The organism is Achromobacter spanius (assembly GCF_003994415.1).
Lineage (GTDB): Bacteria > Pseudomonadota > Gammaproteobacteria > Burkholderiales > Burkholderiaceae_B > Achromobacter > Achromobacter spanius_C.
Map to the genome: position 1 here is coordinate 1,276,022 of NZ_CP034689.1, position 25,949 is coordinate 1,301,970.

Here is a 25,949-nt window from a genome sequence, read left to right on the forward strand (position 1 = left end):
GTTCAGGGCCGAATGATGATGGAAGGCGGTGTGATGACAATGGCGGGGGCCGCCATCGGCACGACAACCTGAGGCTGTGCATAGTACCCGTGCCGATAATCATCGCGGCACTTGCGCTTTTCCTGGTATTCGCCGTTGCGCTTCCATTTGCGCTCGACCTTGCACGCGCCGTCCCAGTATTTTTCCTTGTACTCGCGTCCGTGGCGATGGTGATGGCGGTCGTTGTCGGCCTCGGCCGCAATCGGCGCAAGCGACAGCAATGCCGCGGTCGACAAGGCAAGCATGGGGGAGCAGGCGCGGGAATTCAGAGTGCGGTGCATAGCGTCGACGTGAGTGGAAAACGGCGTCACCTTAGCAATCATTCGATTGTCCGCGCGTAGGGATGCGTAACGAGTTGCGAGATACCGGGTGCAAGAGGGGCTCGACTGTACCGCGCCAGTCGAGCCTGGCTTACACCGTTGCCACGGGAGTGACCGGAGACCCGACAGCGCCCGGAAGATTCAAGGGGGCGCGGTCAGCAGGAAGCGGTTGCGGCCGTTGGCCTCCAGCCAGCGCGCCAGCTTGCCCAGATACCACATCTCGCCGATTGGCATTCCCAACTTGAAGATGCAGTGGTGGTGCAGCGGCAGGGCCGCGCAGCAGGCATTGGGCTTTTGCGTCGGATAGATCTCGAGCGCGTGGTTGTCGGAGGCCATGGCGGACACCTTCGAATCTGTTATCCACTGCAGCAGCTTTTCATCGCTGCCATCCAGGCCGGCGCAGATCTCGTGCAGGGTATGTGCATCGGGTTCGCGACGTCCTTCAAGCAAGGCGTCCCCGAACTCGGTGTGAAACAAGACGATATCGCCTTGTTCGATTTCGATCCGGTCCGCATCAAGAATGCGCATCAAATCGTCGTAGCCCACCGACTTCTGAGCGCGCCCGTAGTGCTTGGCCAGATCCACCATCACGCCTCGGCTCTGCACGCATGATTCCGCCAGCTGGGTGATGTCCAATTTCTTGGCGTTGGACGCCGTTCCCAGGCCAAGATCCGTCTTTGCGAAGCCGTTGGTCTCGTCGTAATCCACGGGGCTGACCACATGGTCATTGGGCCGATAGCCGTTGTAGTAGACACGCTCAGGCAGGCCATCGCCATTCGCATCGAACAGCGCACCCACGTGCGCCAACGAATCCCATTGAGTCGAATATTGCAGGCTCATCTCGACGATGTCGTCGCTCAGCACGTCCACGCAACCGGGGCGCAAGCGACCCAGCGGGAAGTTCATGTATTGGTCGCCGTCGCGTTCGGTGGGTCGCAGCTTGGGCGGGTGACGTCGGACATTCACGCCATTGCCGCCCGGATAGTCCAAAGGCAGGGACAGGCAGAAGCTCAGGCCCAGGCGAACTTCCTCGATGCCCTTCAGCACGTTCGCAGGGGTGATGTAATTCAGGCAGCCACGCTGATCGTCAGGGCCGAAGTCCCCCCAGTTCGATCCTTCGGGACGGTTCTTCCATCTCATGTGTCGCAACTCCTTGGCGTTGAAAGCGGATTGACATTAATTTATCACGTAGAGGATAATAAAATCATGGATGTGAAAACAGCGGGTAGAGTTCTGGACGTGCTGAGCCTGTTTGCCGAGGAACAGAAGCCGCTGCTGTACAGCGAAATCGCCGCGCAAATGGAGATACCGCTGTCCAGTTGCCATGGGCTGCTCAAAACGATGGTGGCTCGCGGATATCTCTATGAAATCGGCAAGAAGCATGGGTACTACCCCAGCCAGAAACTGATCCATGTCGCTACGCTTATTTGCCGTAGCGACCCTTTGAACGCCGTGTTCGAGCCCGTGCTGGAGCGGGTGCGCGACCTGACCGGAGAGACGGCCCTGCTGGCCAAGCTGGCGGATGACAAGGTGGTGTACTTGATCGTGGCCGAATCCAAGCAGACGATCCGGTTCTCGCATCAGCCCGGTGGGTTCAAGGCGGCGCACGCGACCAGTTCGGGCAAGGCGCTGCTGTCCATGCTGTCTGCCGAGGAGCGCCAGAAGTGGTTCAAGGCCTACGGCAGCTTCGTCTCCTACACCGACAGCACTATCACTTCCCGCGAGGAATTTGATCGCGACCTGCAAGCAGGGGTGGTCCGTGGCTGGCAGCGTTCGGTAGGTGAGAACGTTGAAGACGTGATGTCCGTATCCCTCGGGTTTCGAGCATATGAACAACCTTTTGCCATTGTGGTGGCCGGCCCTCTGGGGCGCATGCTGAAGAACGAAGCCACCACTGGAAAACAACTGGAAGAGGTCAAGGCGCTGCTGCACGCGGCGCTGCCCTCGGCCAGCCTAACCTTCGACGGAGAAGACAGTAGATGAACAAACGCAACTTCCTTATCGCGACATGCTCGATGCTTGCCGCTGTATTGCCGATCGCCGGCGCTCAGGCGCAGGGCAACTATCCAGACAAGCCGATCCGCGTGATCATGCCCTGGGCGGCGGGTGGCCCGACCGATGTAGTGGGTCGCGTAGTCGCGGTGCAAATGGGAGAGATCCTGGGGCAGCCCTTGGTTATCGAGACCCGTGCCGGCGCCAGTGGCACGATCGGCGCGGCCCAGGTGGCCAAGGCGCCCGCTGACGGTTACACGGTACTGATGAATCCGTCCGTGCAGGGTATTTACCCTGCCCAGTTCAAGAGTCTGAGCTTTGATCCGATCAAGGATTTTCGGATGGTTGGGGTGTTGGGCACGGTGCCGATGGTGGCCGTCGTCGCACCGACATCCCCGTTTAAAACGTTCTCCGACCTTATCCAGCGCGCGGGTTCCGAACCGGGAAAGTTGACCTTCGCCTCGCCTGGCGTCGCTACCTTGCCGCACCTGGTCGGAGAGCTGATCAACATTTCAACCAAGGCATCAATTGCGCATGTGGGGTACCGGGGAAGCAGCCCTGCGTTGACGGATGTTGCCGGTGGCCACGTTGACTTGATGTACGCGCCCCTGGCGCCGGCCCTTCCGTTGATTCAGAGCGGTAAGCTCATCCCGCTGGCTGTCACGACCAAAACGCGATTGGCCGAACTGCCGGACGTGCCGACGATTGCCGAAACCGTCCTGCCCGATTTCGATATCGTGACCTGGTACGGCATGTGGGTGCCCAAGGATACGCCCGAGCCCATCGTCGCGACCTTGAACAAGGCGATGGTCGAGGCGTCGAAATCGGCCAAGGTGGTCGAGGCACTGAAATCGCAGGGCACCCTTCCCAGCACAATGAGCTACCAGCAAGCCGAAGCCTTCAACCTGTCGGAAAGCGCTCGTTGGATCAAAGTCATGAAGGATGCCAATATTCAACCCGAGTAGAACTCGACTGAATTGGGTAGTCCGCAGAAAACAAAAAGGCTCGCATCGCTGCGAGCCTTAAAGATACTGGAGGCGCAAGCCGGAATCGAACCGACGTACACGGATTTGCAATCCGCTGCATAACCACTCTGCCATTGCGCCAGCACTTGCAAGAAAAAAGGAAGCGCGGTGTTGGCCGATGCTTCCTTCTTGTATTTGGAGCGGGAGACGAGTCTCGAACTCGCGACCTCAACCTTGGCAAGGTTGCGCTCTACCAACTGAGCTACTCCCGCGTCGTACTACTGTACTGCTGCTGATTTCATGAAAGATATTCAGCGCTTTTGGTGAAATTCGAGAAGCTTTTCTCAAAGGCCGTATTCACCAAAGACAGCGATTATACACAGAATCTCAGACTTGTGTAGCGTTAGGGGCGGGCCGGGAAAAAAAGGCGCCCGGGCCCGGATCCGAACCGCGCTGCACCCGCACGCCCGGCCCAAAGCGGTCATGGTCGAACGACTGCGGATTGCGCCGTTCAGAGCTGGGGGCCGCTCCATACAGGGCTCGGTAAGTCTTGCTGAAATGACAGGCCGACTGGAAACCGCAGGCCGACGTAATGCTGGTGATCGACATGGGCGTCTGGCGCAGCAGTGCGCGTGCGTGCCGCAACCTGAGGCTTAGATAGTGTTGCTTGGGCGTGGTGCCCAGGTGTTCGCGGAACAACCTTTGCAACTGGCGTTGTGACGCGCCCGACAGATGCGCCAGTTCGTCCAGCGACAACGGCTCTTTCAGGTTGACCTCCATCAGCGCAATGACTTCGGCCAGCGCGGGATGCGCGGCCGGCATGCGCATTGACGTAGGCATGCGCTGCTTGTCCTTGTGGTCACGCACGTGGCCGATCGTGAACTGGTTGGCGATCAAGGCGACGATGCCGGTGCCCACCGCTTCCCCTACCAGGTTCAGCATCATGTCCAGCGGCGCTGTGCCGCCCGTGCATGTGATGCGGTCGCGGTCAATCACGAACAGATCTTGCGACAAGCGGCTTTTGGGAAATTCACGCTGCAGCTTCACCAGGTCTTCCCAGTGCGTCGCACAGGTGTAGCCGTCGAGCAGGCCCGCCTGCAACAGCGTGCGAGTGCCCGTGCACAGGCTACCCAGCGTCACATCGCGCGTGGCCAGGTGTCGCAGCCATTGCAATGTGGCGTGGTCCCAATCGGCATTTGCGCGTGTGCCGCCGCAAACGAACACGGCGTCGGGCGGATCGGCATCGCTGAGCACGCTGGCGTGTACGGCCAGCCCATTGCTGGCCGCGACCGGCCCGGATGACGCGTTGATGATGGACCATCGGTAATAAGGCCGGCCCAGTAGATGGTTGGCCATGCGCAGCACTTCGATCGCGGTCATGAACGACAGCATGGTGAATTGCGGCAAGGGCAGGAAACCGAAGTGCCGAAGATGCAGGCGATCCGGGCTCTGCAAACGTGCAGGCATGGCGAGGCTCCTTGGTCGGATGTGGTCGCACTTGGATGCCGGCTCCGAGGATTCGGCATGTGACCGTTGCATCGTAGGCCAGCCTTGCGCCGCTGCCCTTAGGAGGAATACGAAAATTCGCAGAACATTGATGCACGAGGCTCTGCGCCCGACGGGTGATTGCCTTTGTCGCAATCGGACAAGATCTGGTCCGGTTCAGATAACAGCGTCCAGGGCCTTTGCGAAAGAATGCTCCAAAGGGCCGGTTCATGCCGGATATCTGAACGTCATTGCTACCGCAGGCAGGGGTCGTCATGTTCCAGTCCTCGTCTTCCTTTTTCTCCGCACCGCTGGCCAAGCGCGACCCCGTCGTAATGGCCATGCAGGAACGCGAGCTGCGCCGCCAACAGACGCAAATCGAATTGATCGCGTCTGAAAACCTGGTGTCTCGCGCAGTGATGGAAGCGCAGGGTTCGGTCTTGACCAACAAGTACGCCGAAGGCTATGTGGGACGGCGCTTCTACGGTGGCTGCGAACACATGGACGAGGTGGAATCGCTGGCGCTGCTGCGCGTGCGTGAGCTATTCCACGCCGATTACGCCAACGTGCAGCCGCATTCGGGCGCCCAAGCCAACGGCGCGGTCATGCTGGCTTTGCTGGAACCCGGCGATACCGTCCTGGGCATGTCGCTGGATGCCGGTGGGCATCTGACCCACGGTGCACGGCCGGCGATGTCGGGGCGGTGGTTCAACGCCGTGCAGTATGGCGTGCGCCAAAGTGACGGCCTGATCGACTACGACAGCGTCCGGCGCCTGGCGCTGGAACACCGGCCCAAGCTCATCATCGCCGGCTTTTCCGCTTACCCCAGGCAGCCGGACTTCGTCCGCTTTCGGCAAATTGCGGACGAAGCCGGGGCGTTGCTGATGGTGGACATGGCGCATATTGCGGGCCTGGTCGCGGCGGGCAGACATCCCAGCCCGGTTCCGCATGCGCACGTCGTGACCTCGACCACGCACAAGACGTTACGTGGTCCGCGAGGCGGCTTCATCCTGACCAACGACGGCGCCATTGCCAGGAAGATCAATTCCGCGGTGTTTCCCGGGTTGCAGGGTGGCCCGCTGATGCACGTGGTGGCCGCCAAGACGGTGGCCTTCGGCGAAGCCCTGCAGGCGGACTTCAAGCGCTACATCGACCGCGTCCTGGCCAATGCGGAAGCCTTGGGTCATGTGCTGATGGCCGGCGGCATCGATCTGGTCTCGGGCGGCACGGACAACCACCTTCTGTTGCTCGATCTGCGTTCCAAGGGGCTTAGTGGGGCCCATGTCGAGCGCTCCCTCGAGCGGGCGGGAATCACCTGCAACAAGAATGCCATCCCTTTCGATACGCAAAGCCCTTCAGTGACCTCCGGCATCCGTCTGGGCTCGCCGGCCGCTACATCGCGCGGCTTTGGCGAGGATGAATTTCGCGCCATCGGGGAAATGATCCTGCACATGGTCGACATGCTGGTCACCAGCCCTGACGAGCATGAAGCCACCGAGCGGCGCATTCGAAGCGAGGTCCAGGCGCTCTGTCAACGCCATCCCATCTACTGAACGGTACCTATCCCGGGGGGGTAAACCGCATGACTACGCTTCATCAGAAAAGTATGGTTATCGACGGCCTGATCATCTCGAAATGGGACCGGTCCGTGTTCGAAGACATGAAGCGGGGCGGGCTGACTGCCGCCAATTGCACGGTGTCGGTATGGGAAGGGTTCGAACAGACCGTCGCCAACATTGCCGCAATGAAGGCCCTGATCCGCGCCAACGATGACCTGGTGACGTTGGTACGCACCACCGAAGATATTCGGCAGGCCAAGCGTGACGGCAAGACAGGCATCATCCTGGGCTTTCAGAACGGCCACGCATTCCAAGACAACCTGGGCGCCGTGGAGGCCTTTGCCGACATGGGAGTGCGCGTGGTTCAGCTTTGCTACAACACCCAGAACCTGATCGGCACCGGATGCTATGAACGCGACGGCGGCTTGTCGGGCTACGGCCGCGAAGTCGTTGCCGAAATGAACCGGGTCGGCATCATGGTGGACTTGTCCCACGTAGGCGCCACAACCTCCGAAGAGGCAATTCTGGCGTCGTCCAAACCCACCTGCTATTCGCACTGCCTGCCGGCCGGACTGAAAGCACACCCACGCAACAAGAGCGACGCGCAGTTGCGCTTCATTGCAGAGCACGACGGCTTCATCGGCGTAACGATGTTTCCGCCCTTTCTCAAACGCGGTGTTCAGGCCACCGTGGATGATTATGTCGAGGCCATCGGCTATGTAGTCGACCTGGTGGGCGAAGACGCGGTAGGCATCGGCACCGATTTCACGCAAGGGTATGGCCAGCCGTTCTTCGATTGGCTGACGCACGACAAAGGCCGGCATCGCCGGCTGACGGATTTCGGCGCCATCCGCAATCCCGAAGGCATTCAGACCATCGGTGAATTTCCAAATCTGACCGCCGCCATGCAGCGTGCGGGTTGGAGCGAGATCCACATCCGGAAAATCCTGGGCGAGAACTGGCTGCGCGTGTTTGGCGAAGTCTGGCCCTTGGGCGTGCAGGCAGATCAAGGAGCGGTCAAATGAATCCCCAGCTTCCGATCAACGTCAATGAACAGACCGGCGTCTGGAGCACGGACGGCATGCCGATGCTGTATGTGCCGCGCCATTTCTTCATCAATAACCATGTGGCGGTCGAAGAAGCCCTGGGCCAGGAGGCCTACGCGCGCATTCTATATGGCGCGGGGCATCGTTCCGCTTACCACTGGTGCGAGCAGGAAGCACGCGAACATCGCCTGGCAGGCCTTGGCGTTTACGAACACTATCTGAAGCGGCTGTCGCAGCGGGGCTGGGGCTTGTTTCGGCTGACCGATGCCGACCCCGCCGCGATGACCGCGCGTGTCGTCGTGCGCCATTCCGCCTTCGTGCTGGGCCAGCCGCAGGCGGGCGGCAAATGTTGTCACATGTTCTCAGGATGGTTTGCCGGGGCCATGGACTGGCTGGCCGAGCAGCACGGCGGTGCCACGCGCGCGCAGTGCGTGGAAAGCCAGTGCGCCGCGCAAGGGCACGCCCACTGCGAATTCACCGTTAGCCCCATCGCCTGAGGCCGACCATGCGTTATCCCCATCTGTTTGCGCCGTTGACGCTGAACCGGTTGGTGCTGCGCAACCGCATCGTCAGCACCGCGCACGCCGAGGTGCATGCAGAACCGGGTGGCCTGCCCGGGGATCGCTACATCGCCTACTACGAGGAAAAGGCGAAGGGCGGCCTGGGCCTTGCCATCTGCGGGGGATCCAGCCCGGTGTCGCAAGATAGCCCGCAAGGTTGGTGGAGGTCGGTCAACCTGACGACCGATCGCGTCATCGAACCGCTGGCCAAGCTCAGCGACACCATGCATCGCCACGGTGCCAAGGTCATGATCCAGGCGACGCACATGGGCAGGCGCTCCGCCTGGCACGGTGAGCACTGGCCGCATCTGCTGTCACCTTCCGGCGTGCGCGAACCGGTGCACCGAGGCAACGCCAAGACCATCGAAGTGGAAGAGATCAGACGCATCATCGGCGACTTCGCCGCCGCCGCCAGGCGAGTACAGCAGGCTGGCATGGACGGCATTGAGATCTCGGCCGCGCACCAGCATCTGATCGACCAATTCTGGAGCCCACGCACCAATTTTCGCAACGACGCTTACGGCGGCAGCTTGCGCAACCGCCTGCGCTTCGGCCTGGATGTGTTGCAAGCCGTCCGCGAAGCCGTGGGCGCGGATTTCTGCGTGGGCCTGCGTATGTGCGGTGATGAATTCCACAACGACGGACTCGACCACGAAGCCCTGCGCGAGATTGCGCAGGCCATGGCTGAAACCGGCCTGATCGATTACCTGGGTGTAATCGGATCGGGGGCGGACACGCATAACTCGCTGGCCAATTGCATGCCACCGATGGCGCTTCCGCCCGAACCTTTTGCGTATCTGGCGGCGGGCATCAAGTCGGTGGTGCGAATTCCAGTGATGCACGCGCAGAGCATCCGCGACGCCGTCCAGGCCGAGCGCTTGCTGGCCGCGGGCCACGCCGACCTGGTTGGCATGACGCGCGCGCATATCGCGGACCCGCATCTGGTTCTGAAAATTCGCGACGATCGCGAAGACGAGATCAAACAGTGCGTGGGCGCGAATTACTGCATTGACCGGCAATACGACGGCCTGGACGTGCTATGCATCCAGAACGCCGCGACCGCCCGCGAAGAGACGATGCCGCACGTGGTGTCGCGTTCGAGCGGCCCGCGCAGAAAAATAGTGGTGGTGGGCGCCGGGCCGGCCGGCATGGAGGCCGCGCGTGTCTGTGCCGAGCGTGGGCACGACGTGGTGCTGTTCGAGCAGGGCGCGGCCGTCGGCGGTCAGATCCTGCTGGCGGCCAAGGCGCCACAACGCGAGCAGATGGACGGCATCGTGCGGTGGTTTGCACTGGAACTCAAGCGCCTGGGCGTCGACTGCCGGCTGCACGCGCTGGCCACCGAGGACATGGTGTTGGCGCAGCGGCCCGATATCGTCGTGCTGGCCACGGGCGGTTCGAGCCACGTGCACGAACAGCCGGATTGGGGCGTGGCGCGCGGGTTGGCCGTCAGTTCCTGGGACATCCTGTCGGGCGCGGTGGAACCTGCCCGCAACGTCCTGGTCTATGACGGCGTCAGCACGCATGCGGGGGCGGGCGTGGCCGACTTTCTGGCCAGCCGGGGCGCGCAGGTGGAGATCGTCACGCCCGACACCAAAGTGGCTGAAGACGTGGGCGGCACCACCTTTCCGATCTTCTATCGCCGCCTGTATGCCCAGCAGGTCGTGTTCACGCCGAATCATTGGCTTCTGCGTGTCAGCGCCGAGGGCGACAAGAAAGTCGCGCTGCTGCGCAACGAATATACCGAAGACCGCGAAGAGCGCCTGGTGGATCAGGTCGTCATCGAAAACGGCGTAACGCCCAACGACGCGCTGTACGGCATGCTCAAACGCAAGTCCGCCAACATGGGGCAGACCGACGTGCATGCGCTCTATGCGGCCGCCCCACAGCCCGCGCTTGGCCAGCCCTTGGGCGACGGCCGCTTCCTGCTCTTTCGCGTGGGCGATTGCGTGTCGATGCACAACATCCACGCCGCCATCTACGACGCATTGCGGCTGTGCAAGGACTTCTGATCATGCAACCGTTCGCCATCGCCATTACCGTGCTGTTCTGGCTGTCACTGCTGGCTCTGGGTGTGGGGGGCTGGCGTCGGGCCGCTCTCTGGCGCGTGGGGCGGTCCGCACCGGTGCGCTGGCGCGACCTGTTGGCCGTGCCCAAGAGGTACTTCGTTGATCTGCATCGCGTGGTGGCGCGCGACCCCTACATCGCACGTACGCACGTGGCGACGGCCGGCGCCGCGGTTGCCGCCATGACGCTGGTGGCGGTGAACTACGGCTTGGCGTTATATGTGCCGGCCTTGGACCATGCCATCGCCGTGGCGGCGCTAGTGATGCTGGGCGGCCTGCTGTTCGTCTGGCACCGGCGCCGCAAGCCGCCCGCGCGGCTATCGCGTGGTGTATGGGACCGCCTGCCCTGGATGCTGGGTGCTTTGGCCATGGGACTGCTCCTGCTTGGAGGGGTGTCGACGTCGTTGCTATCGGGCGCGGCTGGTGTTGCCACTGTGGCGCTTCTGACGCTGGGAGCGTGGGAACTGACGGTCGGCATGGCCCGTGGAGGGCCGATGAAGCACGCGCTGGCAGGCCTGCTGCATCTGGCCTTTCATCCCCGGCCAGAACGATTCGGCGGCGCGTCACCCGGTCAGAAGGCGGCCTTGCGCCCGCTGGCGCTGCTTGCCGACCCGGCTTCCGCGCCCCTGGGCGTCGGCAAGCCGGCTGCCTTCGCCTGGAACCAACTGCTGAGCTTTGATGCCTGCGTGCAGTGCGGCAAATGCGAAGCCGCCTGCCCCGCCTATGCGGCGGGCCAGCCCTTGAATCCCAAGAAGCTGATCCAGGACATGGTGGTGGGCATGGTGGGGGGATCAGACGCGGCTTACGCCGGCAGCCCCATGCCGGGCTTGCCCATTGGTGACAGCAAGGGCGGGGCCGACAGCGCCATCGTGCCGGGGCTGCTCGCCGCCGATTCGCTGTGGGCCTGCACCACCTGCCGCGCCTGCGTGCACGAATGCCCGATGCTGATCGAACACGTCGACGCGGTCATCGACATGCGCCGCCAGCAGACGCTTGAACATGGCGCGGTGCCGGGCACGGCGCCCGCGGTGCTGGCCAACCTGCGTGAAACCGGCTCTGCCGGGGGCTACGACCTGGGCGCGCGCTACCACTGGGCGGTGGACCTTGATGTCGCGGAGGCGCTGCCCGGCAAACCCGTGGACGTGTTGCTGATTGTCGGAGAAGGCGCATTCGGCTTGCGCTACCAGCGCAGTTTGCGAGCGCTTGTCAAAGCGATGCGCGCGGGCGGGGTGGACTTTGCGGTGTTGGGTGCTTGCGAGACCGATACCGGCGACGTCGCCAGGCGCCTGGGTGATGAAGCCACCTTCCAACAACTGGCTACCCGCCTCATGCGTACCTTGTCGCACCTGACGTTCGAGCGCATCGTCACGGGCGATCCGCACATCTTGCACTGCCTGCGTAACGAGTACCCCGCACTGGGCGGCCATTACAACGTGCAGCACCACACCAGCCTGCTTGCCCAACTGGCGGCCACGGGCCGTTTGCGGCTGAAACCGGCCGGCAGCGCTCTGCCCCTGACCTACCACGATCCTTGCTATCTGGGCCGCTACAACGGCGAGACCGAGGCGCCGCGCGAGCTATTGCGCCGCTTGGGCCTGACGGTCAACGAAATGACGCGCCACGGTCTCAACGGACGCTGCTGCGGCGGTGGAGGCGGGGCCGCGTTGACGGATATTCCCGGCGAACGGCGTATTCCCGATATCCGCATCCAGGACGCTCGCGATGTAGGGGCACACAGGGTTGCGGTCGCCTGTCCGAACTGCACCGCCATGCTGGAAGGCGTGGTCGGCCCACGGCCGGATGTGCGTGACATCGCCGAACTCGTGGCCGACGCTCTGGAGGCAGGATGAATCGCATACGAAGAGTTGATCCGCGCAGACCTCATGCCGTCACGGAAGCGGGAATCCGGCGCATCGTGCTGGGCGAAAGCATCCCGCTATCCAGGCCGGCCTTGCCAACCGAGACCGCGCGAAAGCCCTTGCGCGCCACCGAGGCGCAACGTTGCGTGCTAGCCGTGGCGCACAGCGCTCGGGGCCAACTGGACCCGCACGCGCGCCAGGCCGTGGCGGCCGCGGCCCTGCTTGCCGAACCGGACACCTTCGTGCATTTGCTGGTGTTCGGCGAATTCGACGGCGACGCCGGGGCATTGGGGGCGGACCGCCTCACTGTCATCACCGCTGCGCCCGCCTATGCGCCTGATGTCGAGCTGGCCATTCTGCTGGCGCTGATTGACAGTGAACGTCCGCTGCATGTGTTCCTGCCCGACAACGGTCTGCCAGATGGCGACCTGGGCCGGCGCTTGGCCGCCGCCACGGGCGCTACCGTAGCGGCCCATGTTCTGGAACTGAGCGCCGATAGCGTGGCCAGTTCCTACATGCGTGGGGGTTTGCGACGGGCGCGCCAGGCCTTGCCGCGCATTGTCCTGCTGGCCCCAGACGCCATTGATGAGCGCTTGCCCTTCGTTGGGCTGGGCGAGCGTGTGCCGGTCATGCCGTTGCCAATGAACTCGGCCTACCGCGATCATGGCACCCGCACGCTACCAGCGATGGAGGTGGGCCTGGAAGAGGCCGATCTGATCGTGTCGGCGGGCAACGGCGTCTGCGATCTGTCCGGTTTCCAGGCCCTGGCTGACGAGTTGGGCGCGGCGGTGGGCGCCAGCCGGGTCGCCGTTGATGACGGGCGCTTCTCGCGGACCCAGCAGATTGGCGCCACCGGCAAGACGGTCAGCGCCAGCGCCTACCTGGCATTCGGCATTTCGGGCGCGGTGCAGCATCTGCAAGGCATCAAAGACTGCCGTCACGTCATCGCCATCAACCTGGACGCCAGCGCGCCCTTGGTCAGGCGTGCGGATCTCAGCATCATCGACGACACCAAACGTGTGGCCGACGCGCTGCTGGCCGAAGTCAGGCAAGCGCGTGCGGCTGGTATCAATCATGAGGCCAGCCATGGCTAAGCCGCGCATCGTGGTGCTGGTATCGCTAGGCGAGCATCCCGTAAGCGGGGTGGCGCGTTCCAGCCGCAATGACACGCTTGCGCTGGCATTGGCGCGGAGGCTGGCGGGCGGTGAGGTGGATGTCGTCCACGCGGGTGATCCCGCCGCGCCGGCGCTGCGCGACTACCTGGCGCAAGGCGCGGCCGTGATCGAAGCGATTGACGTTCCCCCTGGCCGCGACGTGCTGGAAGCGTTGGCTGAGCATGTGCGCGGCTACGACGTGGTGCTGTGCGGCACGCGGTCGGAAAGCGGCGCGGGCAGCGGTTTGCTGCCTTATCTGCTGGCGCAGGCTTTGCACAGGCCGCTCTTGCCCGCCGTCTTGTCGGCTGAGATACACGCGGGCAGCATCGTCACGCAGCAATGGCTGCCCAAAGGCAGGCGGCGCGAAGTGGCCGCCACGCTGCCGGCGGTGGTGACGATGCATCCCCTGGCCACGCTGGACGTGCGATACGTCTATGCGCGGGAGCGCGCCGGCCAGATCGTGGCGCGCGTACCGCCGGTGGTGCCCGCGCCGCTTGCCGCGTTGCGGATCGAACCCGCGCAGGGGCGTCCACGCAAATTGGCCGCGCGCGAATCCCGGTCGGGCCATGCACGGCTGTTGGCCGCAATCACGATGGAAAGCCGCGGTGGGGCCGTCATCACCGAGGGCAGCCCCCATGAGAAGGCGCAGGCGGTCATCGCCTATTTGCGCACCCACAGCCTGATCGATTACTGAGGTGGATCAATGACCATCATCAAGCAGATGTCCGCTGTTCGCCCGCCCGCAGACGACCCGGTCCGCGCGATGATCGCCCGCCGTCGTCCGGGTTACAGCCTGGAGGCCGATTTCTATCTGAGTCCAGCCATCTTCGATATGGATATGGAAGAGATATTCGGGCGTCACTGGATATTCGTGGCCGTCGAGCCAGACATTCCCGAACCTGGCGACTATCTGGCGGTGGATGTGGGGCGGCATTCCGTCGTGCTGGTGCGTGACGACGACGGGCAGGTACGCGCGTACCACAACGTATGCCGGCATCGCGGCGCGCGCCTTTGCGTACAGCCGCAGGGGTCGGTCGGCAACCTGGTGTGTTCTTACCATCAATGGACCTACACGCTCAATGGCAAGCTGGCGTATGCCGAGCACATGGGCGATGGGTTCGACAAAAGCCTCTACAGCCTGAAGCCCGTGAGGGTCGAGAGCCTGAGCGGCCTGATATTCATCTGCCTGGATCCGGAAGCGCCCAGTGATTTCGGCGTGATGCGCGAACAGGTCGAGCCCTACCTGCGACCGCACCAGATACGCAACTGCAAGGTCGCCGCGCAGATTGACATCATCGAAGACTGCAACTGGAAACTCACCCTGGAAAACAACCGCGAGTGCTATCACTGCGCGGTGAACCATCCCGAACTGACCGTGTCGCTGTTCGAGTTCGGCTTTGGCTATCAGCCATCGCCGTCGAACGCCGAGCAGATGGAGCACTTCGAACGGATATCGGCGGAGCGCTGTCGGGAATGGGAGGCCGCCGGCCTGCCCTCCGCCGAGCTGGAAGCGCTGGACGGCTGTGTGACAGGATACCGAGTGCGGCGGTTGCCGCTGGACCTTGCCGGGGAATCGCAAACGCTGGACGGCAACGCCGCGTCCAGCAAGCTTCTGGGTACGCTGGCGCGGCGCGATCTGGGCGGTTTGTCGCTATGGACGCAGCCCAACGCCTGGTTCCACCTGATGAGTGACCACATCGTTGCGTTCTCGGCGTTGCCGCTGGGGCCGGAACGCACGCTGGTGCGCACCCGTTGGCTGGTGCACAAGGACGCAGTTGAAAACGTGGACTACCACGTCGACAACCTGACCGCCGTGTGGCGCGCCACCAACGCGCAAGACCGCGCGCTGGTCGAACTATCGCAGCAAGGAGTGCGCAGTCCGGCGTATCAGCCGGGGCCTTATTCACCTTTTACCGAGAGCCTGGTCGACAAGTTCTGCAACTGGTATATCGGCCGCCTGGCGGCCCGCTACCTGGATTAAGAGACCGCCATGCCGCATGCGCTTTTACGTATCCATCAGCCGGGGTTTTGGCAGCGGCTGCCTTCGCCGTGGGACAGCAATGTCGAGGAAACCCTGCTGTGCTGTCAGGTGCGGCAAGAGACGGCCGACGTAAAGAGTTTCTATTTCCGTTCGCGCGCCGGGCATGCGTTCCAGTTTTCGCCGGGGCAGTTCCTGACGCTCGAACTGGACGTCGATGGCGAACCGCTGAACCGCTGCTACACGATTTCGTCTCCGCCGACACGGCCGCACACCTTATCCATCACGGTCAAGCGCGTGCCGGGGGGCAGGGTGTCAAATTGGTTGCATGACCACCTTGAAGTTGGCGACGTGTTGCGGGTATTGGGTCCGGCGGGCGAATTTTCGTCTGCGCTGCATCCCGCCCAGCGATATCTTTTCTTGTCGGCCGGCTCTGGCATCACGCCCCTCATGTCCATGGTGCGCACCCACCGCGACCTCTGCGATGACCGCGATACGGTGTTCGTGCACAGCGCCCGCACGCCGGACGATATTATTTTCAGCCGTGAGCTGGCGCTGCTGTCAGCGAGCCAGCCCCACTTCCGCGCACACTTCGTCTGCGAAGCGCTGGGCCAGCACGCCGGATGGCACGGGCTGACGGGGCGCCTGAGCTTGCCGCTGCTGGAACTGATGGCGCCCGATTTCCTGCACCGGGAAATCTTCGTTTGTGGACCCGCGCCCTACATGCTGGCCGTGCGTCACATGCTGGAGTCCGCCGGCTTCGATATGGCGCGCTATCACGAAGAGAGCTTCTCGTTTGAATTGCTGTCCAAACCTGTCGCGGGCGCGGCGTCAACCGACGCGGCGCTGGCAAGCATGGTGGAACCCGCCTTCCGCATCCAATTCCGGAAAAGCCAGCGCACCATACAATGCGCGGCCGATCAGCCTTTGCTGGACGCGGCGCGTGACGCGGGCCTGCGGCTGGCGGCGTCATGTACCCAGGGCCTGTGCGGTACGTGCAAGGTGCGCTTGTTGGAAGGGCGGGTAGATATGCGGCATCAGGGCGGCATCCGCCAACGCGAGATCGATCAGGGCATGGTGTTGCTGTGCTGCAGTCGTCCCTTAAGTAATTTGCTCATCGATAAATGACAGGGGCCAAGAGTCAATGACTACGCACCGAGCTGTCGCGCGCCTTTCCGCTGAATCCTGGCCGGTGTTTCAGCCCGCTTCTCAGTCTGTATCGCGGTCGGAAACCGAGCCCCAGCGGCCCGCTGCCGGCGCACCGCAACTGCACTTCGGCTTCTTGCTGTTGCCGAAGTTCTCGATGATCGCCTTTTCCGGGGCGGTGGAAGTGCTGCGCATGGCCAACTACGTCAGTCGGCGCGAGCTCTACCGCTGGTCGGTCATGACCTTGGACGGAGGGGCAGTCGAGGCCAGCAACCACCTGCCGATCGGGCCTCTGGCCCCGGCCGGAAGGGAAGAGGGCTGGGACGCGGTATTCGTCTGCGGCGGCATTCAGGTGCAGGACCACGTCACCGAGCCCGTCGTCAGGCTGCTCCACGGCCTGGCCCGGCAAGGCGTGGCGCTGGGTGGAATCTGTACAGGCAGCTATGCGCTGGTCAAAGCCGGCCTGATGGCGGGATACCGTTGTGCCATGCATTGGGAGAACCTATACGCCGTGCGCGAGGAATTCCCTTCCGTTGAACTGACCGAGGAACTGTTCGCGATCGATCGCGACCGCCTGACCAGTTCGGGCGGCACGGCGCCCATCGATCTGATGCTGGGCATTACCGCGGAGCGCTTCGGGATGGCGCTGGCCGATGGTATTTCGGAACAGTTCGGCCTGGATCGGATTCGGGCGTCTACGGAGCCACAGCACATTCCCATGGTCGCCAGAGTGGGGTTCAACCGCGAGGAACTGGTCAACGTTGCGCAACTGATGGAAGCGCATATCGAAGAGCCGCTGACATTCAAGCAGATCGCGGGCCAGATTGGCCTGTCGCAGCGGCAGTTGCAACGGATGTTCAAGTATTACCTGGGTATGTCGCCCATGCGCTACTACCTGTGGTTGCGATTGCTGCGCGCCCGCGAACTGTTGCTGCAGACGCGCATGACCATCATGGGCGTGACCGTCGCCTGCGGGTTTCAGTCACCCTGCCATTTCAGCAAGGCGTACCGCGCCCGTTTTGGCCGCTCGCCCAGCAGCGAGCGGCGTTTCATCCGGGGCTAGGGCCAGGCGCGTGATCAGGCAGGCAGCATGGCGTGGGGGTCGATCACGAATTTCTTCGGGGCTCCTGCGTCGAAGGCCGCGTAGCCATCGGGCGCGGCGTCCAGCGTGATGACTTGAACCCCCACAACCTGCGCAATATTGATGCGGTCCCACAGAATGGCTTGCATCAAGGCTCGGTTGTACTTCAGCACCGGTGTCTGGCCGGTGTGAAAACTATGCGCCTTGGCCCAGCCCAGCCCAAAGCGCACCGACAGACTGCCGCGACGGGCGGCGGGATCCTCGGCACCCGGGTCGTCCGTGACATACAGGCCGGGGATACCGATGCGGCCGGCAACGCGGGTCACGTCCATCAGGGCATTCAACACGGCGGCCGGTGCTTCCGACTGCGAACCGGTGGCGCCGTGTCCGCGGGCCTCGAAGCCCACGGCGTCGATGGCGCAATCCACTTCCGGCGTACCCAGCAGCGCCGCAATCTGTTCGCCCAGCGTGGCGTCCAAGGACAGGTCGGCCGTTTGAATCCCGACCTGGCGCGCATGCTCAAGCCGCAAGGGGTTCATGTCGCCCACGATGACCACCGCGGCGCCCAGCAGGCGGGCTGACGCGGCCGCCGCCATGCCCACCGGACCGGCCCCGGCGACATAGACGGTGCTGCCGGGGCCGACGCCTGCACTGACCGCGCCGTGATATCCCGTGGGCAGGATGTCCGACAGACAGGTCAGGTCGCGGATCTTGGCCATGGCGTGGTCGCGATCCGGGAAGCGCAGCAGGTTGAAGTCGGCATACGGCACCATGACATATTCCGCCTGGCCGCCTATCCAGTCGCCCATGTCCACGTAGCCGTACGCGCCGCCAGCGCGTGCCGGGTTCACGGTCAGGCAGACGCCGGTGTCTTGTTCCTTGCAGGTGCGGCAGCGGCCGCAGGCCACGTTGAACGGGACCGAAACCAGATCGCCGGCCTTGAGCGTTTCGACGTCGCGTCCCGCCTCGATGACTTCCCCGGTGATCTCGTGGCCCAACACCAGGCCTCGCTGCGCCGTGGTGCGCCCACGAACCATATGCTGGTCGGACCCGCAGATATTGGTGGACACCACTTTCAGGATCACGCCGTGCTCGATCTTGCGGCCGCGTGGATCCACCAGTTTTGGAAAGCTGATCGACTGCACTTCGACCCGCCCGTCGCCCACATACACCACGCCTCTGTTCGCTGCCATGCCTGCGTCTCCCTGCCGGCTGGGCCGGATGGATGCGGACCCGTGCCCGCCAATGGCCGATTTTGACAAGCCGGATTGTGTGCCACGCGGCTTGGCGCGACAGGAACAAGCGGGTAGGCGACAGGTGGTTGGGAGGTCGGCGCCGGGGAGCGCGCGGCCCTTGGCGGAATCAGGCAAGTTCCCGTCCGGCGGGGGAAGGAGCGGCTAGCGCCTTCAGAGAAGAATGGGTTCCTGCCTAGGAGCCAAGATGAGCCGCTATTCCCTGTTCAGCCTGATCCGCAATGGGTTGTCGAACCACGCCCGCTGGCCCCGCGCGTGGCGCAGTCCCGAACCCCGACGCATGTACGACATCGTGGTCGTGGGCGGCGGGGGCCATGGCCTGGCCACCGCGTATTACCTGGCCAAGGAGCACGGGCTGAAGAACATCGCGGTGCTGGAAAAGGGTTGGGTGGGCGGAGGCAACACCGCGCGCAACACCACCATCGTGCGCTCCAACTACCTGTGGGACGAATCGTCCCAGTTGTACGAAAAGTCGATGCAGCTCTGGGAGGGGCTGTCGCAGGACTTGAACTACAACGTCATGTTCAGCCAGCGCGGCGTGATGAATCTGGCGCACAACCTGCAAGACGTGCGAGACACCCAGCGTCGCATCACCGCCAACCGCTACAACGGCATCGACGGCGAATGGCTGACGCCCGCGCAGGTCAAAGAAATCGTGCCGGCCATCAATCTCGATTGCCGTTACCCCGTGCTGGGAGCCTCGTTTCAAAGACGGGCCGGCGTGGCGCGCCATGACGCGGTGGCATGGGGCTATGCGCGCGCGGCGGACCGGCTGGGCGTGGACATCATCGAGAATTGTCCGGTCACCGGAATTCGACGCGAAGACGGCGAAGTGCGTGGCGTGGAGACGGGCCGAGGGTATATCCAGGCAGCCAAGGTGGCCGTCGTGGCCGCGGGCCATTCCAGCGTGATCGCGGACATGGCCGGCATACGCTTGCCCCTGGAAAGCCATCCGTTGCAGGCCTTGGTGTCCGAACCGCTCAAGCCGGTGCTGGACACCGTCGTGATGTCCAACGCCGTGCATGCCTACATCAGCCAGTCGGACAAGGGCGATCTGGTCATCGGCGCGGGCATCGACCAGTATGTGGGCTACGGACAGCGTGGCAGCTTTCACCTGATAGAAAGCACGTTGCAGGCCATTGTCGAGATGTTCCCTTCGTTCAGCCGCGTGCGCATGAACCGCCAGTGGGGCGGCATCGTGGACGTGTCGCCCGACGCCTGCCCCATCATTTCAACCACGCCCGTCAAGGGCCTGTATTTCAACTGTGGTTGGGGCACGGGTGGCTTCAAGGCAACGCCGGGGTCGGGATGGGTCTTTGCCTACACGGTGGCCAACAATGCGCCGCACCGCCTCAACGCGCCTTTCTCCCTGGCCCGTTTCCAAACTGGCCACTTGATCGACGAGCACGGCGCCGCCGCCGTCGCGCACTGATTGTGGAGCTTGATCATGCTGATGCTGACGTGTCCCTACTGCGGCCCGCGCGCCGAAACCGAATTCACCTGCGGTGGCGAAGCCGATATTGTCCGCCCCACGGATTGCGACGCACTCACCGATGCCCAGTGGGCGGACTATGCCTTCATGCGCAAGAACGTGCGTGGCCGGGCGCGAGAGCAGTGGCAGCATGCGCATGGCTGCCGGCGCTGGTTTCTGGCCGAGCGCGATACCATCAGCCACGAGTTCCATGCGTTCCACACGTTTGACCACGCGGCGGGAGATCGCAAATGACGCAATCCAACCGGCTGGCACGCGGCGTCAGCATCAATCCCGCGTCGTCTATCGAGTTCACCTTCAATGGCCGCACGTACTACGGCTGCCAGGGCGATACGCTGGCCTCGGCGCTGCTGGCCAACGGCGAGCATTTCGTGGCGCGTAGTTGGAAGTACCACCGGCCGCGCGGCATCATGACGGCTGGCGTCGAAGAACCAAACGCGCTGGTGCAGTTGGAAGAGGGCGGTCACACCGTGCCCAACCCCTGCGCGACGACGATCGAACTCTACGAAGGCTTGCGTGCCGTCAGCGTCAATGCGGCGCCCGACCTGGAGCGAGACCGCATGGCCGTCTTCCAACGGCTGGGGCGCTTTATTCCCGCGGGCTTCTATTACAAGACCTTCATGTGGCCCAAGCGTTTGTGGCCCCATTACGAGCGTCTGATCCGCAAAGCGGGCGGCCTGGGGCGCGCACCGCGGCAACCCGACCCCGATCACTACGACAAGCGCTACGCCCATTGCGACGTATTGGTGGTGGGCGGGGGGCCGGCCGGTCTGGCGGCGGCGATGGCGGCGGCAATGGCGGGGGCCCGCGTGATGCTCGTCGACAACCAGCCTGAACTGGGGGGCAGCCTGCTGTCCAGTCCGGCCTTGATCAATGGCGCGGCCAACCTGCACTGGATCCGGCAGGCACAGGCCGAGTTGCAAGCCATGAAAGAAGTCCGCATCCTTACGCGCAGCACGGCGTTCGGCTATCACGACCAGAACCTGGTGACCGTGTGCGAGCAAGTCACCGACCATCTTCCCCTGTCGCAGCGCCGGGGCGTGCGTCAACGGCTATGGAAAGTACGCGCCAGGCAGGTCGTGCTGGCGACAGGCGCGCATGAAAGGCCGCTGTTGTTCGGCAATAACGATCTGCCGGGCATCATGCTGGCTTCGGCGGTGTCAACCTACGTGCGCCGCTTTGCCGTGCTTCCGGGACGGCGAGTGGTGCTGTATACGAACAACGACGGCGCCTACCGCACCGCGCTTGACCTGCGCGAGCAGGGCGCGAACGTCACCGTGGTCGACCCGCGTCCGGCCGGACGCGGCGCGCTGCCCGATGCGGTGCGCAGCGCGGGCATCGACGTACGCAATGAAACGGTGGTGCTGCAGGCCCGCGGCGGACGGCAGGTGTCAGGCGTGGTGTTGGCGCCGTATACCGCTGGGCGGGCCGGCCCGCCCAACGCCAGGCTGCCCTGCGATTTGGTGGCGATGTCGGGTGGCTGGAACCCCGCCTTGCATTTGCACGCGCAGTCGGGCGGGCAGACGCGCTGGGACGATGTCCGGGCCTGCTTCGTGCCTGACGGTTCACCGCAGGCGCAGGCAAGCGCGGGCGCGGCAAACGGAGAATTTTCTCTGGCGCAGGCGCTGCATGGCGGCGTCATGGCGGGCGAGCTCGCGGCAAGCCGGGCCGGCGTGAACGGCGCCGCTTCCTTATCGTGGCGCACGGCCGACATCGCCGAAGATCCGCTGCTGCCCATTTGGCAGGTGGCAGACGGGCGCCGGCCCGGGCGCGGCGCCAAGCAGTTCGTTGATTACCAGAACGACGTGACCGTGGCCGACATCCACCTGGCGGTCCGCGAAGGCTACCACTCGGTCGAACACGTGAAACGCTATACCGCCATGGGATTCGGTACCGACCAGGGCAAGCTGGGCAACATCAATGGCGCAGCCGTGCTGGCCGCCGCGCTGGGCCAAACCATTGCGCAGACCGGAACCACCACCTACCGGCCCAACTACACCCCAATCACCTTCGGTGCGCTGGCGGGCTGCGAACTGGGCGACTTCTTCGACCCCATCCGCAAGACCTGCCTGCACGAATGGCACGTGGCGCACGGGGCCGTGTTCGAAGACGTGGGCAACTGGAAGCGGCCTTGGTATTTCCCGCTGGCGGGTGAAAGCATGCAGGCGGCCGTTGCCCGCGAATGCCTCGCCGTGCGTAACGGCGTCGGCATGTTGGATGCATCCACCCTGGGCAAGATCGACGTGCAGGGCCCGGATGCCGCAACCTTGCTGAACTGGGTCTACACCAACCTCTGGACCAAGCTGGAAGTTGGCAAGGGTCGCTACGGGCTGATGTTGGATGAAAACGGCATGGTGTTCGACGACGGCGTCACCATGCGCCTGGGCGAACAGCACTATCTGATGAGCACCACCACAGGGGGCGCGGCGCGCGTGCTGACCTGGATGGAGCGTTGGCTGCAGACGGAATGGCCGCATCTGGATGTGCACCTGACCAGCGTCACCGACCACTTCGCCACCTTCGCGGTGGCAGGACCACGGTCGCGCGAGGTTCTGCGCGCGGTCTGCCCGGATATTGATTTTTCCAACGCGGCCTTTCCCTTCATGACCTTTCGCGAAGGCACGGTAGCAGGCGCCGGCTGGTCCACCCCGGCGCGCATCATGCGCATCAGCTTTTCGGGGGAACTGTCCTATGAGGTCAATGTGCCCGCCAATCTCGGCCAGCGTGTGTGGAATGCACTGATGGAAGCCGGCCACGAATACGGCATCACGCCCTACGGCACGGAAGCCATGCACGTCCTGCGCGCGGAAAAGGGCTACATCATCGTGGGCCAGGATACGGACGGGTCGGTAACGCCGCAGGACCTGGGCATGGGCGGCATGGTCGCCAAGTCCAAGGATTGCCTGGGCAAGCGTTCGCTGTCGCGCGAACACACGGCCAGCAGTAATCGCAAGCAGTTTGTCGGCCTGCTGTCGCGGGATCCGGCCGTGGTGCTGCCGGAAGGCAGCCAGGTCATGAACCATGCCAACCGCGCGACGATGGCGTCGATCATGCCAATGGTTGGCCACGTCACGTCCAGCTATATGAGTCCCACCTTGAACCGTTCGATCGCGCTTGCTCTGGTCCAGGACGGCCAGCAACGCATGGGGCAGCAGGTCGAGGTGGCGTTACCCGGCGGCGGCTTCCTGCCGGCCACAATCGGTAGCCCGGTGTTCTACGACCCCGAAGGAGCACGCCAGCATGTGGACTGAAACGTATCTGGAATCGCCCCTGAAGGGCCTGGAACCCGTTCACCTGAGTGCCCAGACCGCGGACGCCCGGCGCTTGGGAATCATTGAGCGGCCATTCCTGGACCTGGCCGTGTTGCGCGGCAACGCGCGCTCGCCGGACTTTGCGAAGGCGCTGGAACGCACCTTGGGCACGGCGCCACCCCTGGCCCCCAACACCGTGGCGCATGGCCATCGGCACTTGCTGGTTTGGATGGGGCCGGATGAATGGTGGCTGCAATCGCTGGCGCCCGCGCGCCCCGAGCTGGAGCAAACGTTGCGTCCGGTGCTACAGGGCTTGTCCGCCTGCGTGGTGGATGTAAGTAGCGGGTACACGGTGCTGGAACTGTCGGGCGAGCACGCGCGCGACGTGCTGGCAAAAGGCTGTCCGCTGGATCTGCATCCGCGCGTCTTTGGTCCAGGCCAATGCGCGCAAAGCCACTATTTCAAGGCGGGCGTGATGGTGCGCGCGCTGGATGAAGGGGGAGTTGAAGTGGTGGTGCGCCGCAGCTTCGCGGACTATGTCGGACGCATGCTGCTGGAGGCGGGGCGGGAATACCTGCCGGCGGGCAGCAAATAAAAAAAGGCCAAAACAAAGTTTTGGCCTTTTTCAATCTTCCATGGACTGCTATGCATCTCCATGGAAAAAAATCCTGGAGCGGGAGACGAGTCTCGAACTCGCGACCTCAACCTTGGCAAGGTTGCGCTCTACCAACTGAGCTACTCCCGCAGGGGTACTTCTTTGCTTGCCGTACCGTCTTTCGACGTCGTTTTTTTGCAAGCGAGGCGGAAGTATACCTAATTTTTTGAAAAATGCACGCCGGCCGTTTGGGCTTGCCGCGGTGCGCGTGCGCGCGTGGGTTTGGCTGGCCCGTCATTGGCAAGCCGGCGCGCGGGGCGACGCCAGGCCATGCGCGCCAGGGTGTCATCCCGGAAGATGTAGTGGTGCCCCAGCGCCGCGACGATGTGCAACGCCAGCAGGCCGTACAGCGCCCAGGCAAGCAGGTCGTGGATCCATACCGTGGTGGCGACCAGGGCGGGGTCGGCCGAGACCAGCCGGGGAAACTCCAGGCCGGTGAATGGCACGGGCACGGCCAGGCCCTTGGCGTTGACGATCACCCAGCCCACCAGGCACGACGCGAAGATGAACGCATAGATGCACAGATGCACCGCGTGCGCGCAGGCGTCCTGCATGCAGAAGCCGTCGCCCACGGCGCGGCGGTGCGAGATGCGCACCACCGTCCGCACCAGCGTGACCGCAAGCAGCGCCATGCCGCAACCAATGTGCACGATCATCACCGAGCGCATGGACACGCCCGTCTGGGCCGTCAGCAGATGGCGCAACTCACCCGCAAGCACCAGGATGCTCATCAGGCTGACGCTCAGCCAATGCAGGGCGATCTGCGCTTTCGTGTAGGCCTGGGTAGCCAGGGTGGCGGGAGGGGAATGCATGGTCTTCCTTCTAGCGGGGTCAGCCTGCTCCCGCTGGCGGCGGGGCATGGCTTGAGAGGCGAGATTGAAGCGTCGCCACGGTTGCCGCGCCATCTTCCTCAACACTTCCTGAAGCCCGTCCAGCGCCTGCCGCGCTGCGATTTAGGCTCTCTTTAGAAACGTTGTTGGCCCATCGCCCGCGTGGAAATATGCCGGCCTGCGTAGAGATTTTTCCGCCTTTGATGCGCTCGGCCACGCCGACGCTCGGACCCGCATCGTTCCTCACGATGCTTGCCTCTGCCCGCACTTCACTCCAGGTCGCCGCCGCGCGGCGATCGCTCAATCAGAAAAGTGGACTCATGAAGACTCTTACCTTCCGACGCCGTCTTGGCCTGCAGCAGGGATTCACCTTGCTGGAATTGCTGGTCGTGCTGTTGATCATCGCGTTGCTGGCCGGCTATGTCGGCCCCAAGCTGTTTTCCCAGGTCGACCGCGCCAAGGTGCGCGCCACGCAGGCGCAGATGAAGACGCTGGGCGACGCCTTGACGCAATACCGACTGGACGTGGGCAGCTATCCCACCACCGAGCAGGGCCTGGAGTCCCTGGTGAAGGCGCCGCAGGGTGCGCCCAACTGGCACGGCCCGTACCTGGCCAAGGATGTGCCTGCTGATGCGTGGGGTCGTCCTTATATGTTGAACGTGCCCGGGCGCAGCTCGGACGCTGAAGTGGTTTCTTTCGGCGAAGAAGGCCGGGCGGGAGGCAGTGGTGAACTGGTTTATGGCCTCTAAGTCGGCGGCGGCCGTGCTCGTCGGGATGACGTTGTCCACCGCCGCCGCCGCCAGTTGCTGGCAGCAATCGGGCGACCGCCACGGTGTGGACCCCTTGCTGCTGTATTCGATCGCGAAGGTGGAGTCGTCACTGAACCCGCGCGCCATCAACAACAACACCAACGGCACCCAGGACGTTGGGCTGATGCAGATCAACAGCATCCATCTGCCCGGCTTGGCCAAGCGCGGCATCACACGCTAGCGCTTGCTGGACGAACCCTGTCTGTCCATCGACGTGGGCGCCGAGATCCTGGCGGGCTTCGTCAAACGATACGGCTACACCTGGCGCGCGGTCGGGGCGTACAACGCCGGCGGCGCGGCCAATCGCGAAGCCGCGCGCAAGCGCTACGTGAGCCGCGTGTGGCAACACTATCTGCAACTGAGCCAGGCGCGCGACGCCCGCTATCGCCAGTCGCAACACGCGGAGCGTTGA

Annotated in this window: 21 protein-coding genes, 3 tRNA genes and 2 pseudogenes; 18 read left to right on the forward strand and 8 right to left on the reverse strand. The window is 63.8% G+C overall.

Annotated elements, in window-relative coordinates:
- Positions 1-2: 2 nt before the first annotated feature.
- Positions 3-362 (reverse strand): hypothetical protein, encoded by a 360-nt coding sequence (locus ELS24_RS05735; protein WP_370641163.1) that lies wholly within the window; start codon positions 360-362, stop codon positions 3-5.
- Positions 363-450: 88 nt separating this feature from the next.
- Positions 451-1,499 (reverse strand): annotated as a pseudogene (locus tag ELS24_RS05740) (cyclase family protein).
- A gap of 66 nt (positions 1,500-1,565) precedes the next feature.
- Between ELS24_RS05740 and ELS24_RS05745 the strand changes: the two are divergent.
- Entirely contained in the window at positions 1,566-2,342 is a 777-nt protein-coding gene (locus tag ELS24_RS05745; protein WP_127183636.1) for an IclR family transcriptional regulator, read from the forward strand.
- Positions 2,339-3,316, forward strand: coding sequence for a Bug family tripartite tricarboxylate transporter substrate binding protein (locus tag ELS24_RS05750; RefSeq protein WP_050447286.1), 978 nt, complete (start codon positions 2,339-2,341; stop codon positions 3,314-3,316). Before ELS24_RS05745 ends, ELS24_RS05750 begins: the two co-directional genes overlap by 4 nt.
- 67 nt (positions 3,317-3,383) lie before the next feature.
- On the opposite strand, the gene ELS24_RS05755 is transcribed toward ELS24_RS05750, so the two are convergent.
- The 3 genes from ELS24_RS05755 to ELS24_RS05765 form a co-directional block, all read right to left on the reverse strand.
- Positions 3,384-3,457, reverse strand: a tRNA-Cys gene (locus tag ELS24_RS05755).
- 55 nt (positions 3,458-3,512) lie between these two features.
- Positions 3,513-3,588, reverse strand: a tRNA-Gly gene (locus ELS24_RS05760).
- Between the two features lie 115 nt (positions 3,589-3,703).
- A complete protein-coding gene (locus ELS24_RS05765; RefSeq protein ID WP_127183637.1) occupies positions 3,704-4,783 on the reverse strand; it encodes a GlxA family transcriptional regulator in 1,080 nt (359 codons plus the stop codon).
- Positions 4,784-5,076: 293 nt separating this feature from the next.
- On the opposite strand from ELS24_RS05765, the gene ELS24_RS05770 reads away from it, so the two are divergent.
- Genes ELS24_RS05770 through ELS24_RS05815 form a run of 10 tightly spaced genes read left to right on the forward strand, consistent with a single transcriptional unit; the run spans position 5,077 to position 17,229 of the window.
- On the forward strand, positions 5,077-6,354 hold the full coding sequence (locus tag ELS24_RS05770; protein ID WP_050447284.1) for a serine hydroxymethyltransferase: 1,278 nt from the start codon (positions 5,077-5,079) through the stop codon (positions 6,352-6,354).
- 29 nt (positions 6,355-6,383) lie between these two features.
- Positions 6,384-7,385 carry a dipeptidase gene (locus ELS24_RS05775; protein ID WP_050447282.1) on the forward strand — a complete coding sequence of 334 codons (1,002 nt, stop codon included), beginning with the start codon at positions 6,384-6,386 and terminating at the stop codon, positions 7,383-7,385.
- Positions 7,382-7,903: a 4-vinyl reductase gene (locus tag ELS24_RS05780; RefSeq protein WP_050447281.1), complete on the forward strand. Its 522-nt coding sequence runs from the start codon at positions 7,382-7,384 to the stop codon at positions 7,901-7,903. The genes ELS24_RS05775 and ELS24_RS05780 overlap by 4 nt, the downstream gene beginning before the upstream one ends.
- Positions 7,904-7,911: 8 nt before the next feature.
- Positions 7,912-9,975, forward strand: coding sequence for an NADH:flavin oxidoreductase (locus ELS24_RS05785; RefSeq protein WP_127183638.1), 2,064 nt, complete (start codon positions 7,912-7,914; stop codon positions 9,973-9,975).
- A 2-nt stretch (positions 9,976-9,977) separates the two neighbouring features.
- Complete coding sequence (locus ELS24_RS05790; RefSeq protein WP_127183639.1) at positions 9,978-11,879, forward strand: (Fe-S)-binding protein; 1,902 nt, start codon at positions 9,978-9,980, stop codon at positions 11,877-11,879.
- Positions 11,876-12,982 carry an electron transfer flavoprotein subunit alpha/FixB family protein gene (locus ELS24_RS05795; RefSeq protein WP_127183640.1) on the forward strand — a complete coding sequence of 369 codons (1,107 nt, stop codon included), beginning with the start codon at positions 11,876-11,878 and terminating at the stop codon, positions 12,980-12,982. Before ELS24_RS05790 ends, ELS24_RS05795 begins: the two co-directional genes overlap by 4 nt.
- Positions 12,975-13,736 (forward strand): hypothetical protein, encoded by a 762-nt coding sequence (locus ELS24_RS05800; protein ID WP_050447277.1) that lies wholly within the window; start codon positions 12,975-12,977, stop codon positions 13,734-13,736. Before ELS24_RS05795 ends, ELS24_RS05800 begins: the two co-directional genes overlap by 8 nt.
- A 9-nt stretch (positions 13,737-13,745) precedes the next feature.
- A complete protein-coding gene (locus tag ELS24_RS05805; protein ID WP_230693398.1) occupies positions 13,746-15,023 on the forward strand; it encodes an aromatic ring-hydroxylating oxygenase subunit alpha in 1,278 nt (425 codons plus the stop codon).
- A 9-nt stretch (positions 15,024-15,032) separates the two neighbouring features.
- Complete coding sequence (locus ELS24_RS05810) at positions 15,033-16,148, forward strand: hybrid-cluster NAD(P)-dependent oxidoreductase (RefSeq protein ID WP_050447275.1); 1,116 nt, start codon at positions 15,033-15,035, stop codon at positions 16,146-16,148.
- A 16-nt stretch (positions 16,149-16,164) separates the two neighbouring features.
- Positions 16,165-17,229 carry a GlxA family transcriptional regulator gene (locus ELS24_RS05815; RefSeq protein WP_083447390.1) on the forward strand — a complete coding sequence of 355 codons (1,065 nt, stop codon included), beginning with the start codon at positions 16,165-16,167 and terminating at the stop codon, positions 17,227-17,229.
- 14 nt (positions 17,230-17,243) lie between these two features.
- Here the strand turns inward: ELS24_RS05815 and fdhA are convergent, their stop codons facing one another.
- Positions 17,244-18,440: a formaldehyde dehydrogenase, glutathione-independent gene (gene fdhA, locus ELS24_RS05820; RefSeq protein WP_127183642.1), complete on the reverse strand. Its 1,197-nt coding sequence runs from the start codon at positions 18,438-18,440 to the stop codon at positions 17,244-17,246.
- Between the two features lie 247 nt (positions 18,441-18,687).
- On the opposite strand from fdhA, the gene ELS24_RS05825 reads away from it, so the two are divergent.
- The 4 genes from ELS24_RS05825 to ELS24_RS05840 are packed head-to-tail and all read left to right on the forward strand — an operon-like array spanning position 18,688 to position 23,838.
- Complete coding sequence (locus tag ELS24_RS05825) at positions 18,688-19,932, forward strand: sarcosine oxidase subunit beta family protein (protein ID WP_050447273.1); 1,245 nt, start codon at positions 18,688-18,690, stop codon at positions 19,930-19,932.
- Between the two features lie 15 nt (positions 19,933-19,947).
- Positions 19,948-20,226, forward strand: coding sequence for a sarcosine oxidase subunit delta (locus tag ELS24_RS05830; RefSeq protein ID WP_127183643.1), 279 nt, complete (start codon positions 19,948-19,950; stop codon positions 20,224-20,226).
- Positions 20,223-23,243, forward strand: coding sequence for a sarcosine oxidase subunit alpha family protein (locus ELS24_RS05835; protein ID WP_127183644.1), 3,021 nt, complete (start codon positions 20,223-20,225; stop codon positions 23,241-23,243). The genes ELS24_RS05830 and ELS24_RS05835 overlap by 4 nt, the downstream gene beginning before the upstream one ends.
- Positions 23,233-23,838: a sarcosine oxidase subunit gamma gene (locus ELS24_RS05840; RefSeq protein ID WP_050447267.1), complete on the forward strand. Its 606-nt coding sequence runs from the start codon at positions 23,233-23,235 to the stop codon at positions 23,836-23,838. The genes ELS24_RS05835 and ELS24_RS05840 overlap by 11 nt, the downstream gene beginning before the upstream one ends.
- 74 nt (positions 23,839-23,912) lie before the next feature.
- On the opposite strand, the gene ELS24_RS05845 is transcribed toward ELS24_RS05840, so the two are convergent.
- Positions 23,913-23,988 (reverse strand) — tRNA-Gly (locus ELS24_RS05845).
- A 68-nt stretch (positions 23,989-24,056) separates the two neighbouring features.
- Positions 24,057-24,710 (reverse strand): cytochrome b, encoded by a 654-nt coding sequence (locus ELS24_RS05850; RefSeq protein WP_050447266.1) that lies wholly within the window; start codon positions 24,708-24,710, stop codon positions 24,057-24,059.
- 338 nt (positions 24,711-25,048) lie between these two features.
- Here ELS24_RS05850 and gspG point away from each other — a divergent pair, with 338 nt between their 5' ends.
- Together gspG and ELS24_RS05860 are read left to right on the forward strand one after the other, a co-directional pair.
- A complete protein-coding gene (gene gspG, locus ELS24_RS05855) occupies positions 25,049-25,477 on the forward strand; it encodes a type II secretion system major pseudopilin GspG (RefSeq protein ID WP_127183646.1) in 429 nt (142 codons plus the stop codon).
- Positions 25,478-25,502: 25 nt separating this feature from the next.
- A pseudogene (locus ELS24_RS05860) lies at positions 25,503-25,949 on the forward strand (lytic transglycosylase domain-containing protein).

Coding starts and splice junctions, on each gene's coding strand:
- ELS24_RS05800 (WP_050447277.1), top strand. CDS start 12,975: ATGGCTAAGCCGCGCATCGTGGTGCTGGTATCGCTAGGCGAGCATCCC.
- ELS24_RS05815 (WP_083447390.1), top strand. CDS start 16,165: ATGACTACGCACCGAGCTGTCGCGCGCCTTTCCGCTGAATCCTGGCCG.
- ELS24_RS05830 (WP_127183643.1), top strand. CDS start 19,948: ATGCTGATGCTGACGTGTCCCTACTGCGGCCCGCGCGCCGAAACCGAA.
- ELS24_RS05825 (WP_050447273.1), top strand. CDS start 18,688: ATGAGCCGCTATTCCCTGTTCAGCCTGATCCGCAATGGGTTGTCGAAC.
- ELS24_RS05810 (WP_050447275.1), top strand. CDS start 15,033: ATGCCGCATGCGCTTTTACGTATCCATCAGCCGGGGTTTTGGCAGCGG.
- ELS24_RS05780 (WP_050447281.1), top strand. CDS start 7,382: ATGAATCCCCAGCTTCCGATCAACGTCAATGAACAGACCGGCGTCTGG.
- gspG (WP_127183646.1), top strand. CDS start 25,049: ATGAAGACTCTTACCTTCCGACGCCGTCTTGGCCTGCAGCAGGGATTC.
- ELS24_RS05775 (WP_050447282.1), top strand. CDS start 6,384: ATGACTACGCTTCATCAGAAAAGTATGGTTATCGACGGCCTGATCATC.
- ELS24_RS05785 (WP_127183638.1), top strand. CDS start 7,912: ATGCGTTATCCCCATCTGTTTGCGCCGTTGACGCTGAACCGGTTGGTG.
- ELS24_RS05770 (WP_050447284.1), top strand. CDS start 5,077: ATGTTCCAGTCCTCGTCTTCCTTTTTCTCCGCACCGCTGGCCAAGCGC.
- fdhA (WP_127183642.1), bottom strand. CDS start 18,440: ATGGCAGCGAACAGAGGCGTGGTGTATGTGGGCGACGGGCGGGTCGAA.
- ELS24_RS05795 (WP_127183640.1), top strand. CDS start 11,876: ATGAATCGCATACGAAGAGTTGATCCGCGCAGACCTCATGCCGTCACG.
- ELS24_RS05735 (WP_370641163.1), bottom strand. CDS start 362: ATGATTGCTAAGGTGACGCCGTTTTCCACTCACGTCGACGCTATGCAC.
- ELS24_RS05850 (WP_050447266.1), bottom strand. CDS start 24,710: ATGCATTCCCCTCCCGCCACCCTGGCTACCCAGGCCTACACGAAAGCG.
- ELS24_RS05835 (WP_127183644.1), top strand. CDS start 20,223: ATGACGCAATCCAACCGGCTGGCACGCGGCGTCAGCATCAATCCCGCG.
- ELS24_RS05805 (WP_230693398.1), top strand. CDS start 13,746: ATGACCATCATCAAGCAGATGTCCGCTGTTCGCCCGCCCGCAGACGAC.
- ELS24_RS05790 (WP_127183639.1), top strand. CDS start 9,978: ATGCAACCGTTCGCCATCGCCATTACCGTGCTGTTCTGGCTGTCACTG.
- ELS24_RS05745 (WP_127183636.1), top strand. CDS start 1,566: ATGGATGTGAAAACAGCGGGTAGAGTTCTGGACGTGCTGAGCCTGTTT.
- ELS24_RS05765 (WP_127183637.1), bottom strand. CDS start 4,783: ATGCCTGCACGTTTGCAGAGCCCGGATCGCCTGCATCTTCGGCACTTC.
- ELS24_RS05840 (WP_050447267.1), top strand. CDS start 23,233: ATGTGGACTGAAACGTATCTGGAATCGCCCCTGAAGGGCCTGGAACCC.
- ELS24_RS05750 (WP_050447286.1), top strand. CDS start 2,339: ATGAACAAACGCAACTTCCTTATCGCGACATGCTCGATGCTTGCCGCT.